Origin of the sequence: Mycobacterium sp. NPDC050041 (assembly GCF_049541695.1) — a bacterium.
Taxonomy (GTDB): domain Bacteria; phylum Actinomycetota; class Actinomycetes; order Mycobacteriales; family Mycobacteriaceae; genus Mycobacterium.
The window spans coordinates 526,948-546,990 of sequence record NZ_JBMVDG010000002.1; the positions used below are offsets into that span (position 1 = coordinate 526,948).

The 20,043-nt window shown below is 67.1% G+C and carries 24 protein-coding genes and 1 tRNA gene; 9 read left to right on the top strand and 16 right to left on the bottom strand.

Annotated features, from left to right (window positions below):
* Positions 1-114: 114 nt before the first annotated feature.
* Positions 115-834 (top strand): cutinase family protein, encoded by a 720-nt coding sequence (locus ACPCHZ_RS07785; protein ID WP_423484220.1) that lies wholly within the window; start codon positions 115-117, stop codon positions 832-834.
* Between the two features lie 2 nt (positions 835-836).
* On the top strand, positions 837-992 hold the full coding sequence (locus ACPCHZ_RS07790; RefSeq protein ID WP_423484221.1) for a hypothetical protein: 156 nt from the start codon (positions 837-839) through the stop codon (positions 990-992).
* A gap of 12 nt (positions 993-1,004) precedes the next feature.
* Here the strand turns inward: ACPCHZ_RS07790 and ACPCHZ_RS07795 are convergent, their stop codons facing one another.
* The 4 genes from ACPCHZ_RS07795 to ACPCHZ_RS07810 form a co-directional block, all read right to left on the bottom strand.
* Positions 1,005-2,957, bottom strand: coding sequence for a serine/threonine-protein kinase (locus ACPCHZ_RS07795; protein WP_423484222.1), 1,953 nt, complete (start codon positions 2,955-2,957; stop codon positions 1,005-1,007).
* An 82-nt stretch (positions 2,958-3,039) separates the two neighbouring features.
* Positions 3,040-3,462, bottom strand: coding sequence for a heme-binding protein (locus ACPCHZ_RS07800; protein WP_423484223.1), 423 nt, complete (start codon positions 3,460-3,462; stop codon positions 3,040-3,042).
* A gap of 577 nt (positions 3,463-4,039) precedes the next feature.
* On the bottom strand, positions 4,040-4,417 hold the full coding sequence (locus ACPCHZ_RS07805) for a heme-binding protein (protein WP_423484224.1): 378 nt from the start codon (positions 4,415-4,417) through the stop codon (positions 4,040-4,042).
* A gap of 41 nt (positions 4,418-4,458) precedes the next feature.
* On the bottom strand, positions 4,459-4,788 hold the full coding sequence (locus ACPCHZ_RS07810) for a hypothetical protein (protein ID WP_423484225.1): 330 nt from the start codon (positions 4,786-4,788) through the stop codon (positions 4,459-4,461).
* Positions 4,789-5,138: 350 nt separating this feature from the next.
* Between ACPCHZ_RS07810 and ACPCHZ_RS07815 the strand changes: the two genes are divergently transcribed.
* Genes ACPCHZ_RS07815 through ACPCHZ_RS07825 form a run of 3 tightly spaced genes read left to right on the top strand, consistent with a single transcriptional unit; the run spans position 5,139 to position 8,062 of the window.
* Complete coding sequence (locus ACPCHZ_RS07815; protein ID WP_423484226.1) at positions 5,139-5,699, top strand: hypothetical protein; 561 nt, start codon at positions 5,139-5,141, stop codon at positions 5,697-5,699.
* A 21-nt stretch (positions 5,700-5,720) separates the two neighbouring features.
* Positions 5,721-7,052 (top strand): Dyp-type peroxidase, encoded by a 1,332-nt coding sequence (locus tag ACPCHZ_RS07820; protein WP_423484227.1) that lies wholly within the window; start codon positions 5,721-5,723, stop codon positions 7,050-7,052.
* Positions 7,049-8,062, top strand: a complete 1,014-nt coding sequence (locus ACPCHZ_RS07825) for a hypothetical protein (protein ID WP_423484228.1) — start codon at positions 7,049-7,051, stop codon at positions 8,060-8,062. The genes ACPCHZ_RS07820 and ACPCHZ_RS07825 overlap by 4 nt, the downstream gene beginning before the upstream one ends.
* Positions 8,063-8,070: 8 nt before the next feature.
* Here the strand turns inward: ACPCHZ_RS07825 and ACPCHZ_RS07830 are convergent, their stop codons facing one another.
* A complete protein-coding gene (locus ACPCHZ_RS07830; RefSeq protein ID WP_423484229.1) occupies positions 8,071-9,468 on the bottom strand; it encodes a cytochrome P450 in 1,398 nt (465 codons plus the stop codon).
* Between ACPCHZ_RS07830 and ACPCHZ_RS07835 the strand changes: the two genes are divergently transcribed.
* Positions 9,467-10,156, top strand: a complete 690-nt coding sequence (locus ACPCHZ_RS07835) for a TetR/AcrR family transcriptional regulator (protein WP_423484230.1) — start codon at positions 9,467-9,469, stop codon at positions 10,154-10,156. The two genes, ACPCHZ_RS07830 and ACPCHZ_RS07835, sit on opposite strands and share 2 nt — an antisense overlap.
* On the opposite strand, the gene ACPCHZ_RS07840 is transcribed toward ACPCHZ_RS07835, so the two are convergent.
* Both ACPCHZ_RS07840 and ACPCHZ_RS07845 read right to left on the bottom strand, forming a co-directional pair.
* The gene (locus tag ACPCHZ_RS07840) at positions 10,150-10,554 is read right to left on the bottom strand and encodes an HNH endonuclease (RefSeq protein WP_364975711.1); all 405 of its coding nucleotides are present in this window, start codon (positions 10,552-10,554) and stop codon (positions 10,150-10,152) included. The two genes, ACPCHZ_RS07835 and ACPCHZ_RS07840, sit on opposite strands and share 7 nt — an antisense overlap.
* A 42-nt stretch (positions 10,555-10,596) precedes the next feature.
* Positions 10,597-10,671 (bottom strand) — tRNA-Thr (locus ACPCHZ_RS07845).
* A gap of 46 nt (positions 10,672-10,717) precedes the next feature.
* Here ACPCHZ_RS07845 and ACPCHZ_RS07850 point away from each other — a divergent pair.
* Positions 10,718-11,041, top strand: a complete 324-nt coding sequence (locus tag ACPCHZ_RS07850) for a hypothetical protein (protein WP_423484231.1) — start codon at positions 10,718-10,720, stop codon at positions 11,039-11,041.
* Between the two features lie 3 nt (positions 11,042-11,044).
* Here the strand turns inward: ACPCHZ_RS07850 and ACPCHZ_RS07855 are convergent, their stop codons facing one another.
* A complete protein-coding gene (locus tag ACPCHZ_RS07855; RefSeq protein WP_364975708.1) occupies positions 11,045-11,785 on the bottom strand; it encodes a hypothetical protein in 741 nt (246 codons plus the stop codon).
* Positions 11,786-11,879: 94 nt separating this feature from the next.
* On the opposite strand from ACPCHZ_RS07855, the gene ACPCHZ_RS07860 reads away from it, so the two are divergent.
* Both ACPCHZ_RS07860 and ACPCHZ_RS07865 read left to right on the top strand, forming a co-directional pair.
* A complete protein-coding gene (locus ACPCHZ_RS07860; RefSeq protein ID WP_269892861.1) occupies positions 11,880-12,599 on the top strand; it encodes a response regulator transcription factor in 720 nt (239 codons plus the stop codon).
* The gene (locus tag ACPCHZ_RS07865) at positions 12,599-14,044 is read left to right on the top strand and encodes a sensor histidine kinase (protein WP_423484232.1); all 1,446 of its coding nucleotides are present in this window, start codon (positions 12,599-12,601) and stop codon (positions 14,042-14,044) included. Before ACPCHZ_RS07860 ends, ACPCHZ_RS07865 begins: the two co-directional genes overlap by 1 nt.
* Before the next feature lie 4 nt (positions 14,045-14,048).
* On the opposite strand, the gene ACPCHZ_RS07870 is transcribed toward ACPCHZ_RS07865, so the two are convergent.
* The 8 genes from ACPCHZ_RS07870 to ACPCHZ_RS07905 form a co-directional block, all read right to left on the bottom strand.
* Positions 14,049-14,453, bottom strand: a complete 405-nt coding sequence (locus ACPCHZ_RS07870) for an HIT family protein (protein ID WP_264014000.1) — start codon at positions 14,451-14,453, stop codon at positions 14,049-14,051.
* Between the two features lie 92 nt (positions 14,454-14,545).
* A complete protein-coding gene (locus ACPCHZ_RS07875; protein WP_423484678.1) occupies positions 14,546-15,409 on the bottom strand; it encodes an SDR family NAD(P)-dependent oxidoreductase in 864 nt (287 codons plus the stop codon).
* Positions 15,405-15,842 (bottom strand): nuclear transport factor 2 family protein, encoded by a 438-nt coding sequence (locus tag ACPCHZ_RS07880; protein WP_423484233.1) that lies wholly within the window; start codon positions 15,840-15,842, stop codon positions 15,405-15,407. The genes ACPCHZ_RS07875 and ACPCHZ_RS07880 overlap by 5 nt, the downstream gene beginning before the upstream one ends.
* 1 nt (position 15,843) lies before the next feature.
* The gene (locus tag ACPCHZ_RS07885; RefSeq protein WP_364975698.1) at positions 15,844-16,971 is read right to left on the bottom strand and encodes an NDMA-dependent alcohol dehydrogenase; all 1,128 of its coding nucleotides are present in this window, start codon (positions 16,969-16,971) and stop codon (positions 15,844-15,846) included.
* A gap of 93 nt (positions 16,972-17,064) precedes the next feature.
* Positions 17,065-17,604 (bottom strand): nuclear transport factor 2 family protein, encoded by a 540-nt coding sequence (locus ACPCHZ_RS07890; protein ID WP_423484234.1) that lies wholly within the window; start codon positions 17,602-17,604, stop codon positions 17,065-17,067.
* 2 nt (positions 17,605-17,606) lie between these two features.
* Positions 17,607-17,813 carry a ferredoxin gene (locus ACPCHZ_RS07895; protein WP_269892858.1) on the bottom strand — a complete coding sequence of 69 codons (207 nt, stop codon included), beginning with the start codon at positions 17,811-17,813 and terminating at the stop codon, positions 17,607-17,609.
* A 6-nt stretch (positions 17,814-17,819) separates the two neighbouring features.
* A complete protein-coding gene (locus ACPCHZ_RS07900; protein ID WP_423484235.1) occupies positions 17,820-19,211 on the bottom strand; it encodes a cytochrome P450 in 1,392 nt (463 codons plus the stop codon).
* Positions 19,208-20,035, bottom strand: a complete 828-nt coding sequence (locus ACPCHZ_RS07905; RefSeq protein WP_423484236.1) for an SDR family oxidoreductase — start codon at positions 20,033-20,035, stop codon at positions 19,208-19,210. The genes ACPCHZ_RS07900 and ACPCHZ_RS07905 overlap by 4 nt, the downstream gene beginning before the upstream one ends.
* Between the last annotated feature and the right edge of the window lie 8 nt (positions 20,036-20,043).

A 20,043-nucleotide genomic window follows, 5' to 3' on the forward strand; every position in this document is an offset into this window, starting at 1 on the left:
GCATACCCGTTTCTGGGAGGTCGCTGTCAGCAGTTGTGACGGCTGTGGACTCACGGATTGCGTCAGCAAAGTTCGGGGTATGACGACACTTCCCGATCGACGATGGAGTATTCGATGAAGTGTAAGAACCTGGCCGGCCGTGCGGCGGCAGTCATGGCCGCGCCGGCCTTCGTGGCCGCGATGCTGGTGGGGGCACCCGCCCCGGCGGCGACGGCCCAGCAGTGTGCCGACGTCGAGGTGGTGTTCGCCCGGGGCACCGGAGAGGCGCCGGGCGTGGGAGGCGTCGGCCAGTCGTTCGTCGACGCGCTGCGCAACCAGGCGGCACCCAGGACGGTCAACGTCTACGCCGTCAACTATCCGGCCAGCAACAACTTCTCCGGCGGTGTGGAGTTCGCGCGCACGGTCGTCGACGGCATCCGGGACGCGGGCAGCCACATCCAGGCGACCGCAGCCAACTGCCCGGACACCCGCATCGTGCTCGGCGGCTTCTCCCAGGGTGCGGCGGTCGCCGGCTACACCACGTCGGCCTCGATTCCCGCTGACGTTCCGCCCGCGTACGCGTCCTACATCCCGCAGCCGCTGGCGCCGGAGATCGCCGAGCACGTCGCAGCGGTGACGCTGTTCGGCACGCCGTCGGAGCCGTTCCTGCGCACCTATGGCGCACCGCCCATTGCGATCGGTCCGCTGTACGCACCGAAGACCACCCAGTTGTGCGCCCAGGGCGACACCATCTGCGACGGCACGCCCGGCGGCCAGCCGTCGTTCGCCCACGCGCTCTACGGCGTGAACGGAATGACCGCGCAGGCCGTGACATTCGCCGTCGGCCGGCTCTGAGGATGACGCAGCCAGACGACCCGTCGGCCCGGCCGAAGGACGCCACAGAGGTCACCGACGAGCAGCGTGAACAGCAGCAGCTGTTCGATCATCAGGGTGAGGATCCGGACGCGCCCGGCGGGCATGAGAGCCGCCGCCAGATCGCCGACGAGAACTGATCCGCGGCGGAGCTAGTGGGGCGCGCGGTGGGAGATCACCCGCTCGAGCGCTTGGATGTCGGCTTCGATCTGCCGCGACAGCCAGTACACGAGAACGAAGCCGGCAATGCCGCCGATACACAGCACCCTGATCGGCAGGATGACCGCGGCGATCTCGGTGGCGGTCAGGAAGCTCACCGCCACCACCCCGAGCAACGGCACCGACGCGGCAACCGCGAGGTAGCGGGGCAGTCGACGACTCAGCGCGCATAGCTGTTCGGCCTCCCGCTGGTCGGTCTGTCCGTGTGCCACCAGTTCGGGATAGACGCTGCGCACCACATAGAAGGTGACCAGGAAGAACGGATACGCGATCGCGATGGCGCCGCACACCGTGATCGACCCGAAGAAGTGGATCGCCGACCTGCCGGGAATTCCACCCGCGGCGAACTGCATGGTGAACGGAAAGGTGAGCGCGGACAGCAACCACAAACCGAACACCACGAACACCACCCGGTCACCTGCGACGAGGCAGTCATGGCGGGCCCGGGCCACGTCTTCGGCGGGCGGTGCCGGACCGCTTCGCAGGCGCCGCGGAACCAGGATGACGTAACGGAACCAATAGATCAGCACCGCGCCGCCGAGCGGGAAGAACACCAGGTTCACCAGTGTGGTGACCAGCATGAACCGGGCCTGGGCATGCTCGGAGAGTTGGCTGACGATGAGCAGCTGGTTGTGTCCGATGTTGTACGCGCTGGCCAGCACGTTGGGGATCAGGATGGCCAGCGTGGCGATCGGCAGGAAGAACGGCCGCAACCGCAGCCGCCAACTCCGCGCGGGCGGATCGACGAGATCACGGGCATGCGGATCGAGGCACAGCTGCAGTTGCTCGGCGAATTCGGCGCCCGAGGCCCAGCGCTGTTCGCGATCGCTGCTGAGTGCCTTCAGCAGAACTCGACACAGCGCGGCAGGGCAGTCCGCGGGCAGCGCGGCGATCGCCGCGGACGAAACCCCTTGCGCTCGGGCGGTCAGCATCAGCTCGAGCGCGGTGGTGTCGCTGATCGATCCGCCCGAGTCCGCCCGAGCGGCTTGCGCCGCGGAGTCGTCGAACGGTTTCCGGCCGGTCAGCAGTTCCCACAGCACGACAGCGAGCGAGTAAGTGTCGCTGCGGGTGTCGAGGTCGGCCGCACCGTGCGTGTGACCGGGCCGGCAGGCCATGAGCTGCTCGGGCGACATGTAGGACAGTGAGCCGCCGAAATAGTCGAACGGGCTCGCGCCCGAGACGTTGCGGGCGAAGCTGATGTTGAAGTCAGCGAGTTTCGGGGTGCAGTCGGGAGCGAGCAGCACGTTCGCAAGCTTGATGTCGCGGTGCAGGACGCCTCGCGACGTCGCGTAGTGCACTGCTTCGGCCAGTCGTTTACCCAGCCAAGCGACGGTCTCGGGCCAGGTGAGGTCCGCGAGCTCGGCGCGGGTGACCGACTCGGCCGGCCGGATCTCGCCGCGCGACTCCAGTGCGCTGTCCACCGCGTCGATCAGCGCTTGACCGGAGTCGGGGGGCCGGTCCGTACGGTGCACCGCTTCGACGAGATCGAGCAGCGTCCCGCCGGGCAGGTACTGCATGTACAGCAGCCGCCAGTCCCGGTCGCGGAGGATTCTCTGGTCGAAGACCCGGACGATGTAGTCGTGATCGAGCTGGGCGAGGGTCTGTGGTTCGTGGCCGAGATTCTCGGAGATCTTGACCGCCACCAGTCGTTGCAACGACATCTGCCGGGCCAGGAAGACGCGCGCAAAAGCCCCGCTGCCGAGTTCGATGAGCAGATCGAAGTCGTCGAGCCGCTGGCCGACCTCGATATCGGTGAAGTGGGTGCACGGGCCGAGGGTGGACGTCGATCCGAAGGTCGCCGTTCCGGCTTCTGTCGCGTCGCCGGCGAAAGGCGTCGCTCGAGTGCGGGACAGCTCGCCCGGGTAGTCGGCAGTCGGATCAGTCATGGCAACCTCGTTCAGGTCACCCAGATACTAACGGCTGCCGTGCCCGCAGCCTGCGCGTTTCGCGACGCCGACCCCTCGATGGTCAGGGTGTGAGGGGTGCCCCGCAGCGCTGGCGGAAGTCGACCGATGGTTGCCGGATGCGCTGAAGTTCCTGCCGCACGTTCGGATTGGCGTCGAGATACACCCGGACCTTCTCGCCGATCTCGTTCTTCGGCTGGCCTTTGAGACTGGTGAAGAAGTCGTTCACCGGCGGGTTGAGGGTGAGATAGTTCGACGTCTCGAACGTGACCCCGGACATCACCCGGGCCAGTTCCGCGGCGGTGCATGGGGGCGGGATCGGAGCAGGCGGAAGTGGTTGTGCGCCAGCGGATCCAGTGGCGATCGCGAAGGCGCAAGCCAGGGCGCCGAAACCGGCGAGTCCCATCGCTGTGCGGCGTCCTGGGCGGGTTGCAGGCAACATCGTGTCTCCTTGATCTGTGGGTTGGCCGGTCACGTCGGGGCTCATCGTCATCCACCACCGCCGGGGCGGTTTGGGCGGCCCGGGCGGCCAGGATCAATGGGGCGATCCGGACGGTCCGGAGGGTCCGGGTTCCAGGCGATGTCGACATCGGAGTCGGTGTCGCAGTACCAGTCGTAGTCACACGGGTACGGGACCACCGGAGTGGCCACCCTCGGCCCACTGTCGCCGCCCTGGGCGCAGACCGACGTCCCCCATGTGGAGGTACATTGCGCCACTGCCGGTGGCGCCGTGACGATGACGGACATGGGGACGGCCGCAGCGACCAGCCCCCAAGCCAGGTAGCGCCGCTGTGATCGCATGAGAGCTCCCCCTTCGTCGGCAATGCGGGCGAAGCGCTCGCGTAGCCGGAGCATAAGACGCCGAGTCGAATTCAAGTAGACAAATCGGAAATCTGAAAGTGCCGAATGTGTACCGCTGGTGAGCACGATTGTTGCGCATGCAGAATCGGACGCGCAAGGAAACACGGATATCCAGATATCGACGGCTCGTCGGTTTTTGACATCATCACCGATTGATTTCCGTATCACCCATCACGCCGATGACGAAATGAACCCACCGACCGCTATGGCGTGGCAGGTACCCCGCAGCGCTGGCGGAAGTCCACCGATGGTTGCCGGATGCGCTGAAGTTCCTGCCGCACGTTCGGATTGGCGTCGAGATACACCCGGACCTTCTCGCCGATCTCGTTCTTCGGCTGGCCCTTGAGGCTGGTGAAGAAGTCGTTGACCGGCGGGTTGAGGGTGAGATAGTTCGACGTCTCGAACGTGACTCCCGACATCACCCGGGCCAGTTCCGCGGCCGTGCACGGCGGTGGGACCGGAGCGGGCGGCGGTGGTTGTGCGCCGGCGGATCCGGTGGCGATCGCCATGGCGCATGCCAGGGCGCCGAATCCGGCCACTCCCATCGCTGCGCGGCGTCCTCGGCGTGCTGCAGGCAACATCGTGTCTCCTCGATCGATGGGTTGGCCGGTCATTGAATTGCTCAACGTCCTCTTCCGCCGCCGCCCCCGCCGCCGGGGCGGTTCGGGCGGTTCGGACGGTTCGGGCCGTCCGGACGGTCGATGCCGGGATCCCACGCGACATCGAGATCCCAGTCGGTGTTGCAGTACCAGTCGTTCTCGCACGGGTAGGGCACCCCCGCGGTCGCTGCTCGCGGAACGCCGTCGGCGCCACGGACGTCGCCCTGGGCGCAGATCGTCGTCCCACCCGAGTAGGTGCAGTCCGCCTCCGCCGGTGGCGCCGAGACGATGACCGCCACGGGGATCGCCGCGGCGGCCACTCCCCACGTCAGGTAGCGCCGCTGTGATCGCATGACAGCTCCCCTTCTTCAGTTGGGCGAGCGCAGGCACCCGCACAGGCGGAGCATAGAACGCCGCGCCATTGTCGAGGAGAAATTCGGCAATTCGCGTGCTTCAAGCGAGTGGCGCCCAGAAGCGATGTTCTTGCCAAATCAAAATAAAATTGACGCACGAGCAAACACGTTCGATGTGCTAGGAATGCTGTGCTTCACAGCGATGTGTCATCGCTTGTCGTGGCCGTGGCGTGCGCGAAACGGATTTCGTGAACGGGACATGTCGAGGTGCTGATTTCGGCTGAAAGTGCTGCTGTCCGTAACCCGCTCCGAGTACCGTCTGGGTACATCAATTAGACGAAGGGGCCGCCATGCCGACGACCGAACGTGACTGGACTACTCCGGCGGCGATGGCCATTCCCGAGAAGGGCTATTTCGAAGAGCAGCGGGGCCGGTATGGGCCGATCTTCCCGCGGACGCCGGCCTGCTACGGCTTCTCCATCATCGCGAAGGTGAAGGAGGGGCGAGAGGAAGCGGTACGGGCGTACGGCAAGCAGATCGAAGAGGCCATCGCGGGCAGCCCGGAGGTGCTGGCGCCGCTGCGGCTGCACTATCTGCGGTGGGTGCTGTTCGACATCGGGTCGGGTCTGCACTTCCAGTATCAGGGCATCTTCGACACCGACTTCGACAAGTACACCGAGGACGCCGTCGCGCTGTTCAGCGCGACGGGCATCACCACGGTGTTCACGAATCTCGAAGGCTTCCCAGAGGATTGGAAGGAGAACCCCGCCGCCTTCATGCAGTTCGTGCGTGAGCACCATTACCCCAGCTTTTTGGAGTACGGCGAATATCCGTACGTGACGGCCGACGAGATCAAGAAGGCACTTCGACTGAAAGCGGCCTTCTCGACCATGCTCGACCAGATGCAGTGAGAGCCGCCGAGGTGCGCACTGATGCTTGAGCTCGACGACATCCAGCACATCCTGCTGACCCGGACCCCGTCGATGACCGGGCGCTACGAGTTCCTGACATTCGACAACCCGGCGGGCGCGCGCGCCTGGCTCAGCGAGCTGACCGACGTCGTCGAGTCCGCGGCGTCGGTGCGGGAGACGATGGACGAGACGAAGCGGTGGGTCACGCTCGGCTTTACCTGGAATGGACTACGCGCACTCGGGGTTTCGCAGGAGTCGCTCGACAGCTTTCCGGAGGCGTTCCGGCAGGGTATGGCCGCGCGAGCCGACATCCTCGGGGACACCGGCCAGAACCATCCGGACAAGTGGGAGGGCGGCCTGGCCGGTGACGACCTGCACGCCATCGCCATCCTGTTCGCGCGCGACGACGCCGAGCACGCGCGGGCCACCCGCGCACACGACGAGTTGGTGGCCCGATGCGACGGGGTGCGCGTGCTGTCCCGTCTCGACCTGAATGCCACACCGCCGTTCAACTACGCGCACGACCACTTCGGATTCCGTGACCGGTTGTCGCAACCGGTGATCGAGGGCTCCGGTGAGGAGCCGACGCCCGGCTCGGGCGCTGCGCTGAAGGCCGGCGAATTCCTGCTCGGATATCCCGACGAGTGGGGACCGACCGCCAACCTCCCGCAGCCGGACGTGTTGTCCCGCAACGGGACATACGCGGCATACCGCAGACTGCAGGAGCACGTCGGGCTGTTCCGCTCCTATCTGAGCGACAACGCCGAGACGGCGGAGCAGCAGGAACTACTGGCCGCCAAGTTCATGGGCCGCTGGCGCAGCGGAGCACCGTTGGTGCTGGCCCCAGATCGTGACGACCCGGAACTGGGCGCAGACCCGATGCGCAACAACGACTACGACTACGGCACCATGGATCCGCACGGGTACGCCTGCCCGCTCGGATCACATGCCCGCCGCCTCAATCCGCGTGACACTGCGCACAACATGAACCGCCGCAGGATGATCCGGCGCGGCGCCACCTACGGTCCGGCACTGCCCGACGGAGCACCGGACGACGGCGCGGACCGCGGTATCGCCGCGTTCATCATCTGCGCCGACCTGGTCCGGCAGTTCGAGTTCGCGCAGAACGTGTGGATCAACGACCGCGCGTTTCACGAGCTCGGCAACGAACACGACCCGATCTGCGGAACACAGGACGGAACGCTGGATTTCACTGTGCCCAAGCGGCCGATCCGCAAGGTGCACAAGGGTCTGCCCGCATTCACCACCCTCACCGGTGGCGCCTACTTCTTCCTTCCCGGGATCAACGCGATGCGCCACCTCGCGGCCTCGGGCGGAGCGGAATCGCCATGACCTCGTTGCCGCACGCCCGCACCTACAACCAGAACCACGTGGCCCGGCCGCATTCCGGCGGACGCCGCATCAGCATCTACTGGACGTGGAGCTATCCGTGGGAGGCGCAACGCGACCCCGCTCTGATCGAGAACCGCTTCTCCACGATCACCGAGGTGCGCAACGTGCTCTGGCCGGCCTACGAGACGCCCGAGTACGACGCCGCGAACTTCTTGCAGGGGATCGCAGGCACCCTCGAGCTCTTCCACCGGTCGTCGCTGGCCTTCCAGAAGGTCGCGGAGGAAGCCACCGGTCACCCGGTCGCGGTGTTCCAGCGCATCGACCAGGCCGGATACCAGCAGCCGATCGACGAGCGGATCCTGGCCGACACGGACACGCTGATGGTGTTCGGGCTCGACCACCTGCTCGGCCAGCAGGAGGCCGCGCCCGAGGAGATCGCCGCGATCACCGAGTGGTTGCAGCGGGAGGGCACCTGCCTGCTGCTTGCGCCGCACCACGACGTCGGATTCACCGACGACTACGACCAGCGGCAGGTCGAGTACCAGCACCACGGTGACCGACTCGTCCCGCGACAGCAACGCTTCAGCCAGTACACCCGCTCGTTGATGACCGCGCTCGACGTGCCGGTGCACAACGTGTGGGGGTTACGGCCCGCGGTCGTCGAAGGGACGAAGGACATCGCGCCGCTCACCGGTGTACGCGACCTGGACACGCCTCGGCTGCTCGACAACGTCACCACGTTCAACTTTCACCCGCATCTGCCGCACTACGAGCTGACGGAGCCGGAGAGCGACCTGCTCCGGGTGCTGGGGCGCCAGCGCGTCGACCCGAACCGGCCGCACCCGTTCACCGCCGCCGGGCACACCGAGTTCAACGCGTTGATCTGGATGCCGCCGAACGGTGGGCGTGCGGGCGACATCGTCCTGATCGACTCCACGCATTTCACGACGCTGTTCGGCGGAACCGACAGTCTGCGGAACCTCTGGCACAACCTCGCGACCATGGGGTGAGCCTTTGGTCACCGGCCCGCGACCGGACAAGCAGTGTGGGGTGGGCCTTGTCGCCCGCGTCGGCTGGCCGATCCGCGGGCCGGCGCCCGCCTGCGGTCCAGCACGATCCGGGCACCACGGGCAGGGACGATCGTGACGGTGCTCCTGCCGATGCGCTCTGATCGCTCGGTGGTGGGTTCGACGCGTGCGGTGCGCAAAATCGTCGCCAGCACGATGCGCGACTCCATGGCGGCGAACGCTGCTCCGAGGCACCGCCTGCGTCCGCCGCCGAACGAGATCCACGAGTAGGTGGGTACGGTCGCGTCGAGGAACCGCTCGGGGCGGAAGGCGTGCGGGTCGTCGTACAGGTCGGGCCGCCGGTTGACGAGCGTGATGTACGGGCTCACCATCGTGCCCTTCGGAACGGTCAGGCCGGGCAACTCGAAGTCCTCCGCGGCAAGGCGCCCGGTGAGCGGGAACACCGGGCGCAGCCGCATCGTCTCCTTCACGACCGCATCGAGGTACTCGTCGTCTCCGTCACGTGCGGCGGCGTCGGCGCGGACGAGCACCTCCGGATGGCGGGCCATCCGTTCGAGGGCCCAGGCGAGCGTCGTCGCCGTGGTGTCGTGACCGCCGAGCAGCAGTGTGCGCATCGTGTCGCAGAGCTCGGCGTCCGTCAGGAGGGACCCGTGCTCGTCGGGGGTCCGCAGCAGTACGCCGAGGACGTCGCCGCGGTCGAGGTCACCGGATCCGCGCCGGGCGTCGATCTCCTCCCGCACGACCACGTCGACCGCGGCGATCGCCCGGCGCATCCGGGGGAACGGGCCGTCCCATCCGTTCGGGCGGGACGAGGCGATCATGGTCTGGACGAGGAATCGTCGCGAATTGCCCTCCCGGAGCAGCGCTTCGATCGCTGTGCGCAAGCGTTGCAGGCGTGCGGGGTCGGTGATTCCGAAGACTGCCGCCATGATCACCTCGAGGGTGATCGACTGCATCATCGGTAGCGCCGGGGTCGCGACGCCGTAGGGCCAGCGGGCCAGGGCCTGCTCGGTCTTGGTGCGCACCGTCGCCTCGTGAATCGTCAGAGACTGTCCGTGGAACGGCGGGTTCTGCACCCGGCGTAGGCGTCGGTGCTCGGCGCCGTCGACGTTCGTCAATCCGCTCGGCCCGAGCACGAGGGGATGTGGGGAGGACTTCGCCAGGGCCTCGCCGAAGCGCAGTACGTCGGTGTCGGCAGTGAACACGCGCTTGACGTCGTCGGGATGGGTGAGGCAGAGCCAGGGTCCGGTGGCCGGCATCGGAACCTGGAACCGGTCGCCCAGGGTTTCGCAGCGATCGGCGAAGCGCGCCGGGGCCAGCCAGTATTCCGCGGCATTGAGCACCGCGGGCCGGCGTAATCGGGGTACATCGAGCGTGGTCCGACGCATGGGTCGCATCCCTCCATTGATACTAAGTTATGAATTGCGTATCATAGTAGCCATGCTGTCAATGGCGGATATCCTGCAGGTAGGGCCGGAGCCGGGCGAGGACGCGACGGTCGACCGCATCGCCGCCGCTGCGCTCGATCAGTTCGCGCAATACGGCATCCGTCGGTCCACGATCGACGACGTGGCGAAGCGCGCCGGTGTCTCGCGGGTCACGGTGTTCCGCCGGTTCACCAACAAGGAGCGACTGGTCGAGTTCGTGGTTGCTCGCGAGATCCGCCGTGGCATGGAGGAATTGGACCGCGCGTGGGACGGCGGCGGAACGCTGGAGGACCGGTTGGTGCACGGGTTCTCGTTCGTCATGGAGTTCACCCGCGGTCATCCACTGTTCGGGCGGCTGCTGCACAGCGAACCGGATTACGTTCTGCCGCTGGTGACGGTCGACGGAGGGCCCGCGCTCGCGCTCTACCGGTTCCTGATCGCCCACCGTCTCGACGCCGAGGTCCGCGCCGGCCGTGCTCGGGCCGGTGATGTGGAGGCCAAGGCGGAGGTCATCGCGCGGCTGGCGATGTCACTGGTGCTCACACCCGTCGGCGTGATCGATCTCGACGACGCGAGCTCGGTGCGGGCCTTCGTCCGTCTCGCGTTGCTGCCGATGCTGGAGCCGATCGACGGAGACACGCCTCAGTAGGACTGGCCATCGGCGTATCGCTGCCTGCGGTAGTGGCGCCCCTTGCCGCGGTTGCGGTTCTTGAAGGTCGGCAGCTGCGAGTCGCAGTTCGGGCAGATCAGCCGCAGGTTCTCCCGCCGGTTGTTGGTCGGGTCGCCGTCGATGTGGTCCAACACGAAGGCCAGGGGGAGATCGAGCCACACAGCTGCGCCGCCACAGATCGCACAGCAACCCGACTGGGCGGCGGCGATGTAGGTCCGGATGTAGTGGCCGCGGCTGCTGCCTGGCCACGCCTCGCCGGATTCGAGCCAACGTCGCGTACCGGTGTCGCGCCGAACCGTCGCCTGGCACGCGTTGCTGCAGTAGATCTTCTGACTGCGCTTCGAGAGCGGTGAACCACAGCCGCGACACTGTCTCACGCGTCGGACGTTACGAGCTACCTCCGACAACATGCCGGACCGTGGAGCCTCCTATCGGGATTGAACCGATGACATTCCGCTTACAAGGCGAACGCTCTACCACTGAGCTAAGGAGGCGACGCGCAGAGTTTACCGGGTTGCGCCCGCGGGGAACCCGCTGCCCGTGACTGTCAAGGACGATCTACTGGCCGACTTCCCGCACGTGTATCCCGCGCTGCCGCGGGACAGGGTCGAGCGGCTGCTGACCCTGCTCGACCAGAGCGCGGGGACCGAGGGCAGCCTTGCGACGTCCATCGCCACCTCGCTGGAGCCGCTCGCGCCTGAGGTGGCCGGTCGCATCAAGTCGTACAAGAGCTCCGCCGACGTCGACGACTACGTCCGCATGCTGCGCGGCGCGACCGTGTTGCTGCTGCAGAGATGGGACGGTCAGCCGCCGGATGCCGACGCGATCAGCGCCGCGGTGAAGGATCTCGAAGCGGAGGGCTGACGCCTACTCGTCGGCCTCGACGATGCGCTGCGAGCGCACCACCGTGGGTGTGGACGAGGGCCGGTTCCGCGGCCGCCTGCCCGGGAACGGGATGCGGTCAGCGATGTTGCTCAGCGGGTTGACCACCTGGCTGAGCGTGATCACCGCGTCGCGCAGCGCCTCGATCGTCGGTTCCAGCGCTTCCAGCCCGGGCGCCAACCGGTTCAGGGTGTCCGCGACGGCCGCCAACTGCTCGAGCGGGCCGTTGCGGGCGGTCAGCCTCTCGACCAGGCCGCCCTCGGCAAGCAGCCGATCGGCCAGGCCGTCCTCGGCCAGCAGCCGATCGACGATTCCGTTCTCGTCGAGCAGCTGATCGACCAGCCCGCCGGGCTCGATGGCCCGCATCAGGCCGCCGTCCTCCTTGGTCAGCCGGTCCAGCACCCCGCCGGGCATGGTCAGCTTGTCCACCACGCCGCCGGGCTGAAGCAGGCGGTCGATCGGCCCGCCCGGTGTCAGCGCCCGCCCCAGCGGCTGGTCGTCGTCCATCAGCTTGGCCAGCCGGTTGGCACGCTGCACGGCCTCGTCAATGCCCAGCAGGTGCGCCATCGAGTTGGGCGCGGACCTGGTCTGCGCTCCGGCCTCGCCCAGGGTGCGCTGCGCCAGCCCCACCGCACCTGCGGCGGCCCCCAACGATGCCTCGGCGACGGCGAGTCCCGCCCGTGCCGGCGCGGTCGCGAGGTCGACCAGGTTCTTGCCCAGGTTCATCTGCCCAGTGTATGAACAGCGCAAGCGTCGATTCACAGGAAGTCCACAGCTGGCCCGCAGGATGACGATAGGCGGAGGGAGGACTCTGACAACCATGGCGATGCCTGCAATGACCGAGTCCGTTCCGGAAGCGCGGGTCCTCGTCGTCGACGACGAGGCCAACATCGTGGAACTGCTCTCGGTGAGTCTGAAGTTCCAGGGCTTCGAGGTGCACACCGCGTCCAACGGCGCGGCGGCGCTGGACAAGGCCCGCGAGGTCCATCCCGACGCGGTGATCCTCGACGTGATGATGCCGGGCATGGACGGCTTCGGCCTGCTGCGCAGGCTGCGGGCCGACGGCATCGACGCGCCAGCGCTGTTCCTGACCGCGCGCGACTCGCTGCAGGACAAGATCGCGGGGCTGACGCTCGGCGGCGACGACTACGTCACCAAGCCGTTCAGCCTCGAAGAGGTGGTGGCCCGCCTGCGGGTGATCCTGCGGCGCATCGGCCACGGCGTCGAGGAGCCGCGCAGCGCACGGCTGACCTTCGCCGACATCGAACTCGACGAGGACACCCACGAGGTGTGGAAGGCCGGCGAACCGGTGTCGCTGTCGCCGACCGAGTTCACCCTGCTGCGGTACTTCATCATCAACGCGGGCACCGTGCTGTCGAAGCCGAAGATCCTCGACCACGTCTGGCGCTACGACTTCGGCGGCGACGTCAACGTCGTCGAGTCCTACGTGTCGTACCTGCGCCGCAAGATCGACACCGGCGACAAGCGGTTGCTGCACACGCTGCGAGGCGTGGGGTACGTCCTGCGCGAACCGCGATAGTGCGCCAGGGCGTGCCGCTGCGGGTGGGGCTGGTGGCCGCCACCCTGGTGCTGGTGGCCTGCGGCCTGCTGGCCTCGGGCATCGCCGTGACCACGATCATGCGGCATAGCCTGGAGAACCGGGTCGACCAGACGCTGCTGGAAGCGTCGCGTGGCTGGGCGCAGGCGCCTGCCCGGTCGTCGTCGATGCCGATGGAGGGGCCGAACCCGGCCCGGCCGCCGTCGAACTTCTACGTCCGCGGCATCGACCCGGACGGCCGGATGTGGATGGCGGTCAACGACCGCGACGCCGAACCGGTGCTCCCCGACGACAACGACGTCGGACCCGAACCCGTGACGGTCCACTCGGTCGACCACTCGAACGTGACCTGGCGAGCGATGACCGTGCGCGGGCCCGAGGGCACGGTCACCACGGTGGCCGTCGACCTGTCCGAAGTGCAGTCGACCGTCCGCGCGCTGGTCTGGTCGCAGGCCGGGATCGGGGCGGCGGTGCTCCTGGTGCTCGGTGTGCTGGGTTATGCGGTGGTGCACCGCAGCCTGCGGCCACTGACCGAGGTGGAGGAGACGGCGGCCGCCATCGCCGCGGGCCAGCTCGATCGCCGTGTCCCGCAACGTGACCCGCGCACCGAGGTGGGTCGACTCTCGCTGGCGCTCAACGGCATGCTCGCCCAGATCCAGCGTGCGGTGGCGTCGTCGGAATCGTCGGCCGAGGCCGCGCGTACCTCGGAGGAGCGGATGCGCCGCTTCATCACCGATGCCAGCCACGAACTGCGCACCCCGTTGACCACGATCCGCGGGTTCGCCGAGCTGTACCGCCAAGGCGCGGCGCGCGACGTGGAGATGCTGATGAGTCGCATCGAGAGCGAGTCGCGGCGGATGGGTCTGCTCGTCGAGGATCTGCTGCTGCTCGCGCGCCTCGACGCGCAACGTCCGCTCGAGCGGCGTCGGGTGGATCTGCTGGCGATGGCCACCGACGCGGTGCACGACGCGCGGTCGATCGCGCCGAAACGCTCGATCACCCTGGACGTGTTCGACGGTCCGGGCACGCCGGAAGTGCTCGGCGATGAGGCCCGGCTGCGTCAGGTGCTCGGCAACCTCGTTGCGAACGCGCTGCAGCACACCCCGGAGACCGCAGGCATCGCGCTGCGGATCGGCACCGACGGCGACGACGCCGTGCTCGAGGTCTGCGACGAGGGTCCCGGCATGAGTCCGGAGGATGCGCAACGGGTGTTCGAACGGTTCTACCGGACCGATTCGTCGCGGGCCCGCGCCAGCGGCGGCACGGGCCTGGGGCTCTCGATCGTCGACTCGCTGGTGTTCGCGCACGGCGGGACGGTCACCGTCACCACCGCGCCCGGTGAGGGCTGCCGGTTCCGGGTGCAGCTGCCGCGGATCGCGGAGACGCCGGTGGCGGCGAATGCGGCGGACAATTCCTCGCTGGTGTGACGCCTCAGGTCAGTTCGGCGAGCGCTGCCTTGATCTTGCGCTGGGCGTCGTCGAGCGACTCCGGTGAGGGGTTGTTGTCGACGTTGGCGAAGCCGAAGTCCGCGAGATCCCGTGCGGGGAAGACGTGCACGTGCAGGTGTGGCACTTCGAGGCCGGCGATGATCAGCCCGGCGCGCTCGGCGGGGAACGCCTTGATGACGGCCTTGCCGATCAGCTGTGCCACCTCCATCACGCGACCGAAGACCGCGGGTTCGATGCCCTGCCACTGGTCGATCTCGGCGCGCGGCACCACCAGCGTGTGGCCCGGCGTCATCGGCTGAATCGTGAGGAAGGCGACGATGTCGTCGTCCTCGTAGACGAATCGGCCCGGCAGTTCTCCGTTGATGATCTTGGTGAAGACGGTCGCCATGCTCACGAGCATGCCAGATTGCTCACGCCGCCGAGGCTACGGTTGTTGACGCGAAACACGAGTAGATCCGTCAACAACCGTACTGTCGGCGATCAGCGTGGGCCGAGCAGCGCGTCCAATTCGTCGAGGGTCCAGGGCGGCGAGTCATGGTGGTCGCGGTAGCCGATGAAACCGGGTGAGGGGCGGCCGAATTCGCCGACGAAACCGCCTGCGGCGATGAAGATGCGGCCGGTGATGTCGCGGGCCCGGTCGCTGACCAGGTAGGCGTAGGTCGGGGCCACGTACTCCGGCGGTGCGGCGTCGAGCGCGCCCTGCATGCTGACGTCGTCGAGCAGGCCGCGCCGGTTCAGGTCGGCGATGTGGGCCTCGTAATCCGGACCCGTCGAGAGCCGGGTCTTCGCGCCCGGGCAGACGACATTCGCGCGAACGCCCTTCCCCTCGAGTTCCGCCGCGATCGCCAGGGTGAGCCCGTTGACCGCGCCCTTGCCGGCCGGGTAGCCGGTGCCGCCGTAGTCGCCGAGGAACGCGAACGAACTGGTGTTGACGATCGCGCCCCCACCCTGGGCGACCATCCTCGGCGCGGCCGCCCGGCACGTCTCGAACACCGTGCCGAGATGCGCGTCGAGCAGCTCGCGGAACTCGCCGCTGGTGACCGTGAGGATGGACGACCCCGGCGGCTCGGCCGTGCCCGCACAGTTCACCAGGATGTCGATGCGCCCGAACTCCTGCACACACGCGTCGACGAGTGCGTCGGCCATGGCGGGGTCCGCAGGTGAGCCGGCGACACTGTGTGCACCCGGAATCCCTTGCGCTGCGGCCGCGACCGCCTCACTGTCCCGGCCGTTGAGCACCACACCCGCGCCCTGGGCGGCGAGCAGCGAGGCCACCGCGAGGCCGACACCCCGCGAGCCGCCGACGACGACCGCGCCACGCCCGTCGAGCGGGCCGGCGCTAATCGCCCTCGCCCTCCTGGCTGAACTCCATCGAGTCCTCCATGTTCCAGTAGCCGCGCAGATTGGTGATCAGGCCGTCGTCGTTCACCCGGTAGGTGAAGACGCCCCGCACCGTGGCGACGAAGCCGTTGGGGAAGCGGGTGCGCAGCACCAGGATGTAGGCGATCTCCGTCGGGGAACTGGAAGCGAACGTCGCCTCCCGGGTGACGGTCAGCTGGTTGGGGCCGATGTTGGCGTCGAAGAACTCCGAGACCGCCTGCTTGCCCCGCACCCCGTTGCCGTCCGGGTTGGTGACCGCCTGCCCGATGGGATCCTCGAGCACGACGTCGTCGGCCATCAGGGCCAGCCAGCCGTTCTTGTCGCCGGCCTGGACGCAGCGCCACGATGACTCCGACGCGGTCACCACCGGCGTCTGCTGGGCGGTGTCGGTGCTCATGTCAGCGGTCCGCGTCGGTGTAGCGGATGATGCCGCGGATGTTGCGGCCCTCGAGCATGTCCTTGTACCCGTCGTTGATCTGTTCGAGCTTGTACTGCCGGGTGATCATGTCGTCGAGGTTGAGCTTGCCCGCCTTGTACATAGACAGCAGCTGCGGAATGTCGTAGTGCGGGTTGCCGCCGCCGAAGATGGTGCCCTGCAGGTTCTTCTGCATCAGCGTCAGCATCGCCAGGTTCAGCGTCACGTTGGTGTCGAGCAGGCTGCCGATCGCGGTCAGCACACAGGTGCCACCCTTGGAGGTGAGGTTGACGTAGCTGTCGACGTCGGCACCCTTCAACTCGCCGACGGTGACGATCACCTTCTTGGCCATCAGGCCCCAGGTGACCTCGGCGATGCCGGCAAAGGCCGACTCGAGGTCCGGATAGGTATGTGTGGCACCGAACTTCAGCGCGGCATCGCGCTTCCACTCCACCGGCTCGATGACGAAGATGTTGCGCGCGCCTGCGTTGACGGCACCCTGCAGCGCCGACATGCCCACGCCGCCGACGCCGATCACCGCGACGTCGTCACCCGGGCGGATGTCCGCGGTGCGGGTCGCCGAGCCGTAGCCGGTGGTGACGCCGCAGCCGACCAGGCAGGCCACCTCGAACGGGATGGACGGGTCGATCTTCACCACGGAGCTCTTGTGCACCACCATGTACGGGCTGAACGTGCCCAGCAGTGTCATCGGGATGACGGGCTGCCCCTTTGCGTGGATGCGATGGGTGTTGTCGGAGACCGCGAGGCCGCCGAGCAGTCCCGCGCCGAGGTCGCAGAGGTTGCGCAGGCCGGCCTGACATGACGGACACCTGCCACACGACGGGATGAACGAGAGCACCACGTGATCGCCGGGTGCGATGTCCTCGACTCCGGGACCGACCTCGGTGACGATGCCCGCGCCTTCGTGGCCGCCGAGCACCGGGAAGCCGGCCATCGGGATGTCACCGGTCACCAGATGGTGGTCGGAGTGGCACATGCCCGACGCTTCCATCTGGATCTTGACCTCGTCCTTGACGGGGTCTCCGATCTCGATCTCCTCGATCGACCACGGCTGGTTGAACTCCCAGATGAGAGCGCCTTTTGTCTTCATCAAAAGCTGCCTTCCAATAGAGCCGGTGAGCACAGACTAGAGGCATTAGTTAGGTGCGTCACACCCACCCCCAATCAACTGCTTGGCCGGGAGTCACCAGATCGGGACGGGGGCGTGGCCGAGGGGGTAGTAGCCGGGCAGTTTCTCGCCGGCCACGCTGCGCTCGATGCGCTTCTGCATGGTCGGGCTGAGATCTCCGGACTCGATGAGCTTCAGGAACATCTTCTGCACGTGGCCGAAGTCGAAGAAGTCCCGCTGCCACTCGATCTTGAGATCGTCATCAAGCCGGAACCAGCTGCCGCCGATGCCGTAGATCTCGTCCTGGGTGCCGTCACTCTTGTTGACGATCTGCTTCCAGAACCCGACGATCTCGTTCTGCTTGTCGTCGATCAGCACCTTCTGGTATTCGTAGTACCAGTTCTCCAGGCCCTCCATCTCCAAACCGAGTGCGGTGTCGCGGATCTCGTCCTTCCCGACGCACATCACATCCTCTTTGGGCCCGATGTTCCAGCCGTAGGTCGCGTCGTCGGTGTAGAAGTCGGCCAACGGCTTCCAGTCACCGGCCTTCTCGGCGTCCTTGTTGGCCTGCAGCCAGCGCTCGACCCAGTTTTCGAGCTGTTCACGTGACGCCATTGTCAGTCCTTCTCTTCGATGGATATTGCACGGGTAGGGCACATGTCGACAGCCAGCTCCACGGCATCGCGGAGCTCGTCGGGTGGTTCGGGGTCCAGGATCTGGACGACGCCGCGTTTGGGCACCGTGAACACGTCGGGAGCCTCCAGTTCGCACATCGCGTGGCCCTGGCACAGGTCCTCGTCGAGCACGACTCGATAGCAACCCATGTCGGATCAGGCCTCTCCGATTCCCCGGTCACTGCGCTCCTGCCCGCCGGCAGCGCGCTTGCGGTAGCGCACCTTCGCCGGCTGGGCCAGCTGCACGACCATCTTCGAGTGGTCGTTGTGGTAGCTCTCCGCGGGTTGAGCCATTTCGAACTCGTACTCACGCAACAACACCGAGAAGATCGCCTTGATCTGCATCTGGGCGAACGCCGCGCCGACGCAGCGGTGCTTGCCGGCGCCGAAGGGGATCCAGGTCCATCGGTTGGCGACGTCGGCCTGCTCGGGCTTGTTGTAGCGATCGGGGTTGAACGCGTCGGGGTCGGGGAAGTCCTCGGCGATCCGGTTGGAGATCGCCGGTGACGCCGCGACGAAGTCACCCTTGTGGATCGGGAAGCCCTTCACCTCGAACTCGTCCTGCGCGACCCGCATCAGGATGATCAGCGGCGGATGCAGGCGCAGCGTCTCCTTGACCACGTTGTCCAGCTTCGGGATCTGGCGCAGCGCGTGGAAACTCACCTCCTGGCCGTCGGCATAGAGGTCGTCGAGCTCTGCCCGCACCTCGGCGTAGGTATCGGCGTGGCGGATCAGTTCGATCAGCGTCCACGCCGATGTTCCCGAGCTGGTGTGGTGGCCCGCGAACATCAGCGAGATGAACATCCCCGTCACCTCGTTGGCGGTGAAGCGCGGGTTGCCGTCGTCGTCCTTGATCGACACCAGCACGTCGAGCAGGTCGCGGTCGGCCTTGTCCGCGGGCGGGTTCGCGATACGTGCGTCCATGATTTCCTGCACCAGCGCAACGAGTTTCACCCGCGACTCGTCGCGGATGCGGAAGCTGTCGATGTCGAGGTAGGGGTCGACGTAGCACAGCGGGTCGGTGCCGCGTTCGAGCTGGTGGTAGTAGTGGGCGAACCGGCTGTCGAGCTGCTCGCGGAACTTCAACCCGATCAGGCAGGCCGTCGAGGTGTAGATGGTGAGCTCGGAGAAGAAGTCGAGCAGCTCGATCTCGCCTTCATCCCCCCATTCGGCGACCATCTTCTTGACTTCGTTCTCGATGGTGGCGGCGTGGCCCTTCATCTGCTCACCGCGAAGTGCGGTGTTGTGCAGCATCTCCGCGCGACGTTCGGGGTCGGCATCGAACACCACGCCCTCGCCGAAGATCGGTGTCATGAACGGGTAGGCCTCGGCCTGGTTGAGCTCGCTGTCGCTGGAGCGGAAGAAGAACTCGTTGGCCTCGGATCCGGACAGCATGACGACCTGCTTGTCGGCGAGCTGGAACCAGCCGACGTCACCGCACTCCTCTCGGATCCGCTTCATCAGGCCGATCGGGTCGGTGCGGAACTCTTCGAGGTGGCCGTGCTCCTCTTCGCCGCCCGAGACGCGGGGAACGATCGCAGTGGTCATGGCTTCAAGTTCTCCTCGTTCAGCTTCAGCTGTTGACGGTCGGCGGGCGCGTCGGCCAGCGGTGCTTCGGGCTGGAGTTCCATGTTGGCGATGTATCCGCCGCGCGGTGTCTCGGCGACGAAGGTGATGGCGCGCGCGAGATCCGACGCACGAAGGAAGTAGTCGTGGCGGGCCTGTCCCCACTTGGCCCAGTCCTCGAGCGCGGGCCCGATCTTGTCGGCGGGCAGGCTCCAGCCCATCGATGTCTTGGTGGGGCCCGGGTGGACGATCGAGGCGCGCACGCCGGTGCCCTCGAGCTCCATCTGGAAGTTGTTCACCATGGCCACCAGCGCGGCCTTCGCGGCGCCGTAGGCGCCCATGTGCGGTCGCTGACGAAGCGCCACATCGGATCCCACGAAGATGAGATCACCGCGCTGACGCTCGAGCATGCCGGGCAGCACCGCGGCCGCCAGCCGGTTCGCACCGACGAGGTGGATCTGCAGTTGTGACTCGAACTCGTCTGTGCCGATCTCGGCCAGCTTGCCGAAATAGGTGTCACCGGCGCCGGCCACCAGCACCTCGATGTCGCCCAGTGCGTCGATCGACTGGGTCACGAACGACTTCACCGAGTTCGGGTCGGTGACGTCGAGGTGGAAGCCGACGGCTTCACCGCCGTCGGCGTTGATCTTTCCGACCAGGTCCTCGAGCTTCTCCACCCGGCGCGCGCCGAGCGCGACCGGGAAGCCGCGGGCGGCCAACTCGATGGCGGTGGCCTCACCGATGCCGGAGGAGGCGCCGGCCACGATGGCGGGTCGGCGTTCGGGAAGTGGGGCGAAACGTGGCATGGAACGGG

What these genes read in the sequence shown, in the direction of transcription:
- ACPCHZ_RS07885 (WP_364975698.1), bottom strand. Translation starts at nt 16,971, where the DNA reads ATGAAGACAAAAGGCGCTCTCATCTGGGAGTTCAACCAGCCGTGGTCG.
- ACPCHZ_RS07860 (WP_269892861.1), top strand. Translation starts at nt 11,880, where the DNA reads ATGGCGATGCCTGCAATGACCGAGTCCGTTCCGGAAGCGCGGGTCCTC.
- ACPCHZ_RS07880 (WP_423484233.1), bottom strand. Translation starts at nt 15,842, where the DNA reads ATGAGCACCGACACCGCCCAGCAGACGCCGGTGGTGACCGCGTCGGAG.
- ACPCHZ_RS07830 (WP_423484229.1), bottom strand. Translation starts at nt 9,468, where the DNA reads ATGCGTCGGACCACGCTCGATGTACCCCGATTACGCCGGCCCGCGGTG.
- ACPCHZ_RS07855 (WP_364975708.1), bottom strand. Translation starts at nt 11,785, where the DNA reads ATGAACCTGGGCAAGAACCTGGTCGACCTCGCGACCGCGCCGGCACGG.
- ACPCHZ_RS07905 (WP_423484236.1), bottom strand. Translation starts at nt 20,035, where the DNA reads ATGCCACGTTTCGCCCCACTTCCCGAACGCCGACCCGCCATCGTGGCC.
- ACPCHZ_RS07805 (WP_423484224.1), bottom strand. Translation starts at nt 4,417, where the DNA reads ATGTTGCCTGCAGCACGCCGAGGACGCCGCGCAGCGATGGGAGTGGCC.
- ACPCHZ_RS07835 (WP_423484230.1), top strand. Translation starts at nt 9,467, where the DNA reads ATGGGTCGCATCCCTCCATTGATACTAAGTTATGAATTGCGTATCATA.
- ACPCHZ_RS07795 (WP_423484222.1), bottom strand. Translation starts at nt 2,957, where the DNA reads ATGACTGATCCGACTGCCGACTACCCGGGCGAGCTGTCCCGCACTCGA.
- ACPCHZ_RS07820 (WP_423484227.1), top strand. Translation starts at nt 5,721, where the DNA reads ATGCTTGAGCTCGACGACATCCAGCACATCCTGCTGACCCGGACCCCG.
- ACPCHZ_RS07870 (WP_264014000.1), bottom strand. Translation starts at nt 14,453, where the DNA reads ATGGCGACCGTCTTCACCAAGATCATCAACGGAGAACTGCCGGGCCGA.
- ACPCHZ_RS07810 (WP_423484225.1), bottom strand. Translation starts at nt 4,788, where the DNA reads ATGCGATCACAGCGGCGCTACCTGACGTGGGGAGTGGCCGCCGCGGCG.
- ACPCHZ_RS07815 (WP_423484226.1), top strand. Translation starts at nt 5,139, where the DNA reads ATGCCGACGACCGAACGTGACTGGACTACTCCGGCGGCGATGGCCATT.
- ACPCHZ_RS07890 (WP_423484234.1), bottom strand. Translation starts at nt 17,604, where the DNA reads ATGGCGTCACGTGAACAGCTCGAAAACTGGGTCGAGCGCTGGCTGCAG.
- ACPCHZ_RS07900 (WP_423484235.1), bottom strand. Translation starts at nt 19,211, where the DNA reads ATGACCACTGCGATCGTTCCCCGCGTCTCGGGCGGCGAAGAGGAGCAC.
- ACPCHZ_RS07790 (WP_423484221.1), top strand. Translation starts at nt 837, where the DNA reads ATGACGCAGCCAGACGACCCGTCGGCCCGGCCGAAGGACGCCACAGAG.
- ACPCHZ_RS07800 (WP_423484223.1), bottom strand. Translation starts at nt 3,462, where the DNA reads ATGAGCCCCGACGTGACCGGCCAACCCACAGATCAAGGAGACACGATG.
- ACPCHZ_RS07785 (WP_423484220.1), top strand. Translation starts at nt 115, where the DNA reads ATGAAGTGTAAGAACCTGGCCGGCCGTGCGGCGGCAGTCATGGCCGCG.
- ACPCHZ_RS07825 (WP_423484228.1), top strand. Translation starts at nt 7,049, where the DNA reads ATGACCTCGTTGCCGCACGCCCGCACCTACAACCAGAACCACGTGGCC.
- ACPCHZ_RS07895 (WP_269892858.1), bottom strand. Translation starts at nt 17,813, where the DNA reads ATGGGTTGCTATCGAGTCGTGCTCGACGAGGACCTGTGCCAGGGCCAC.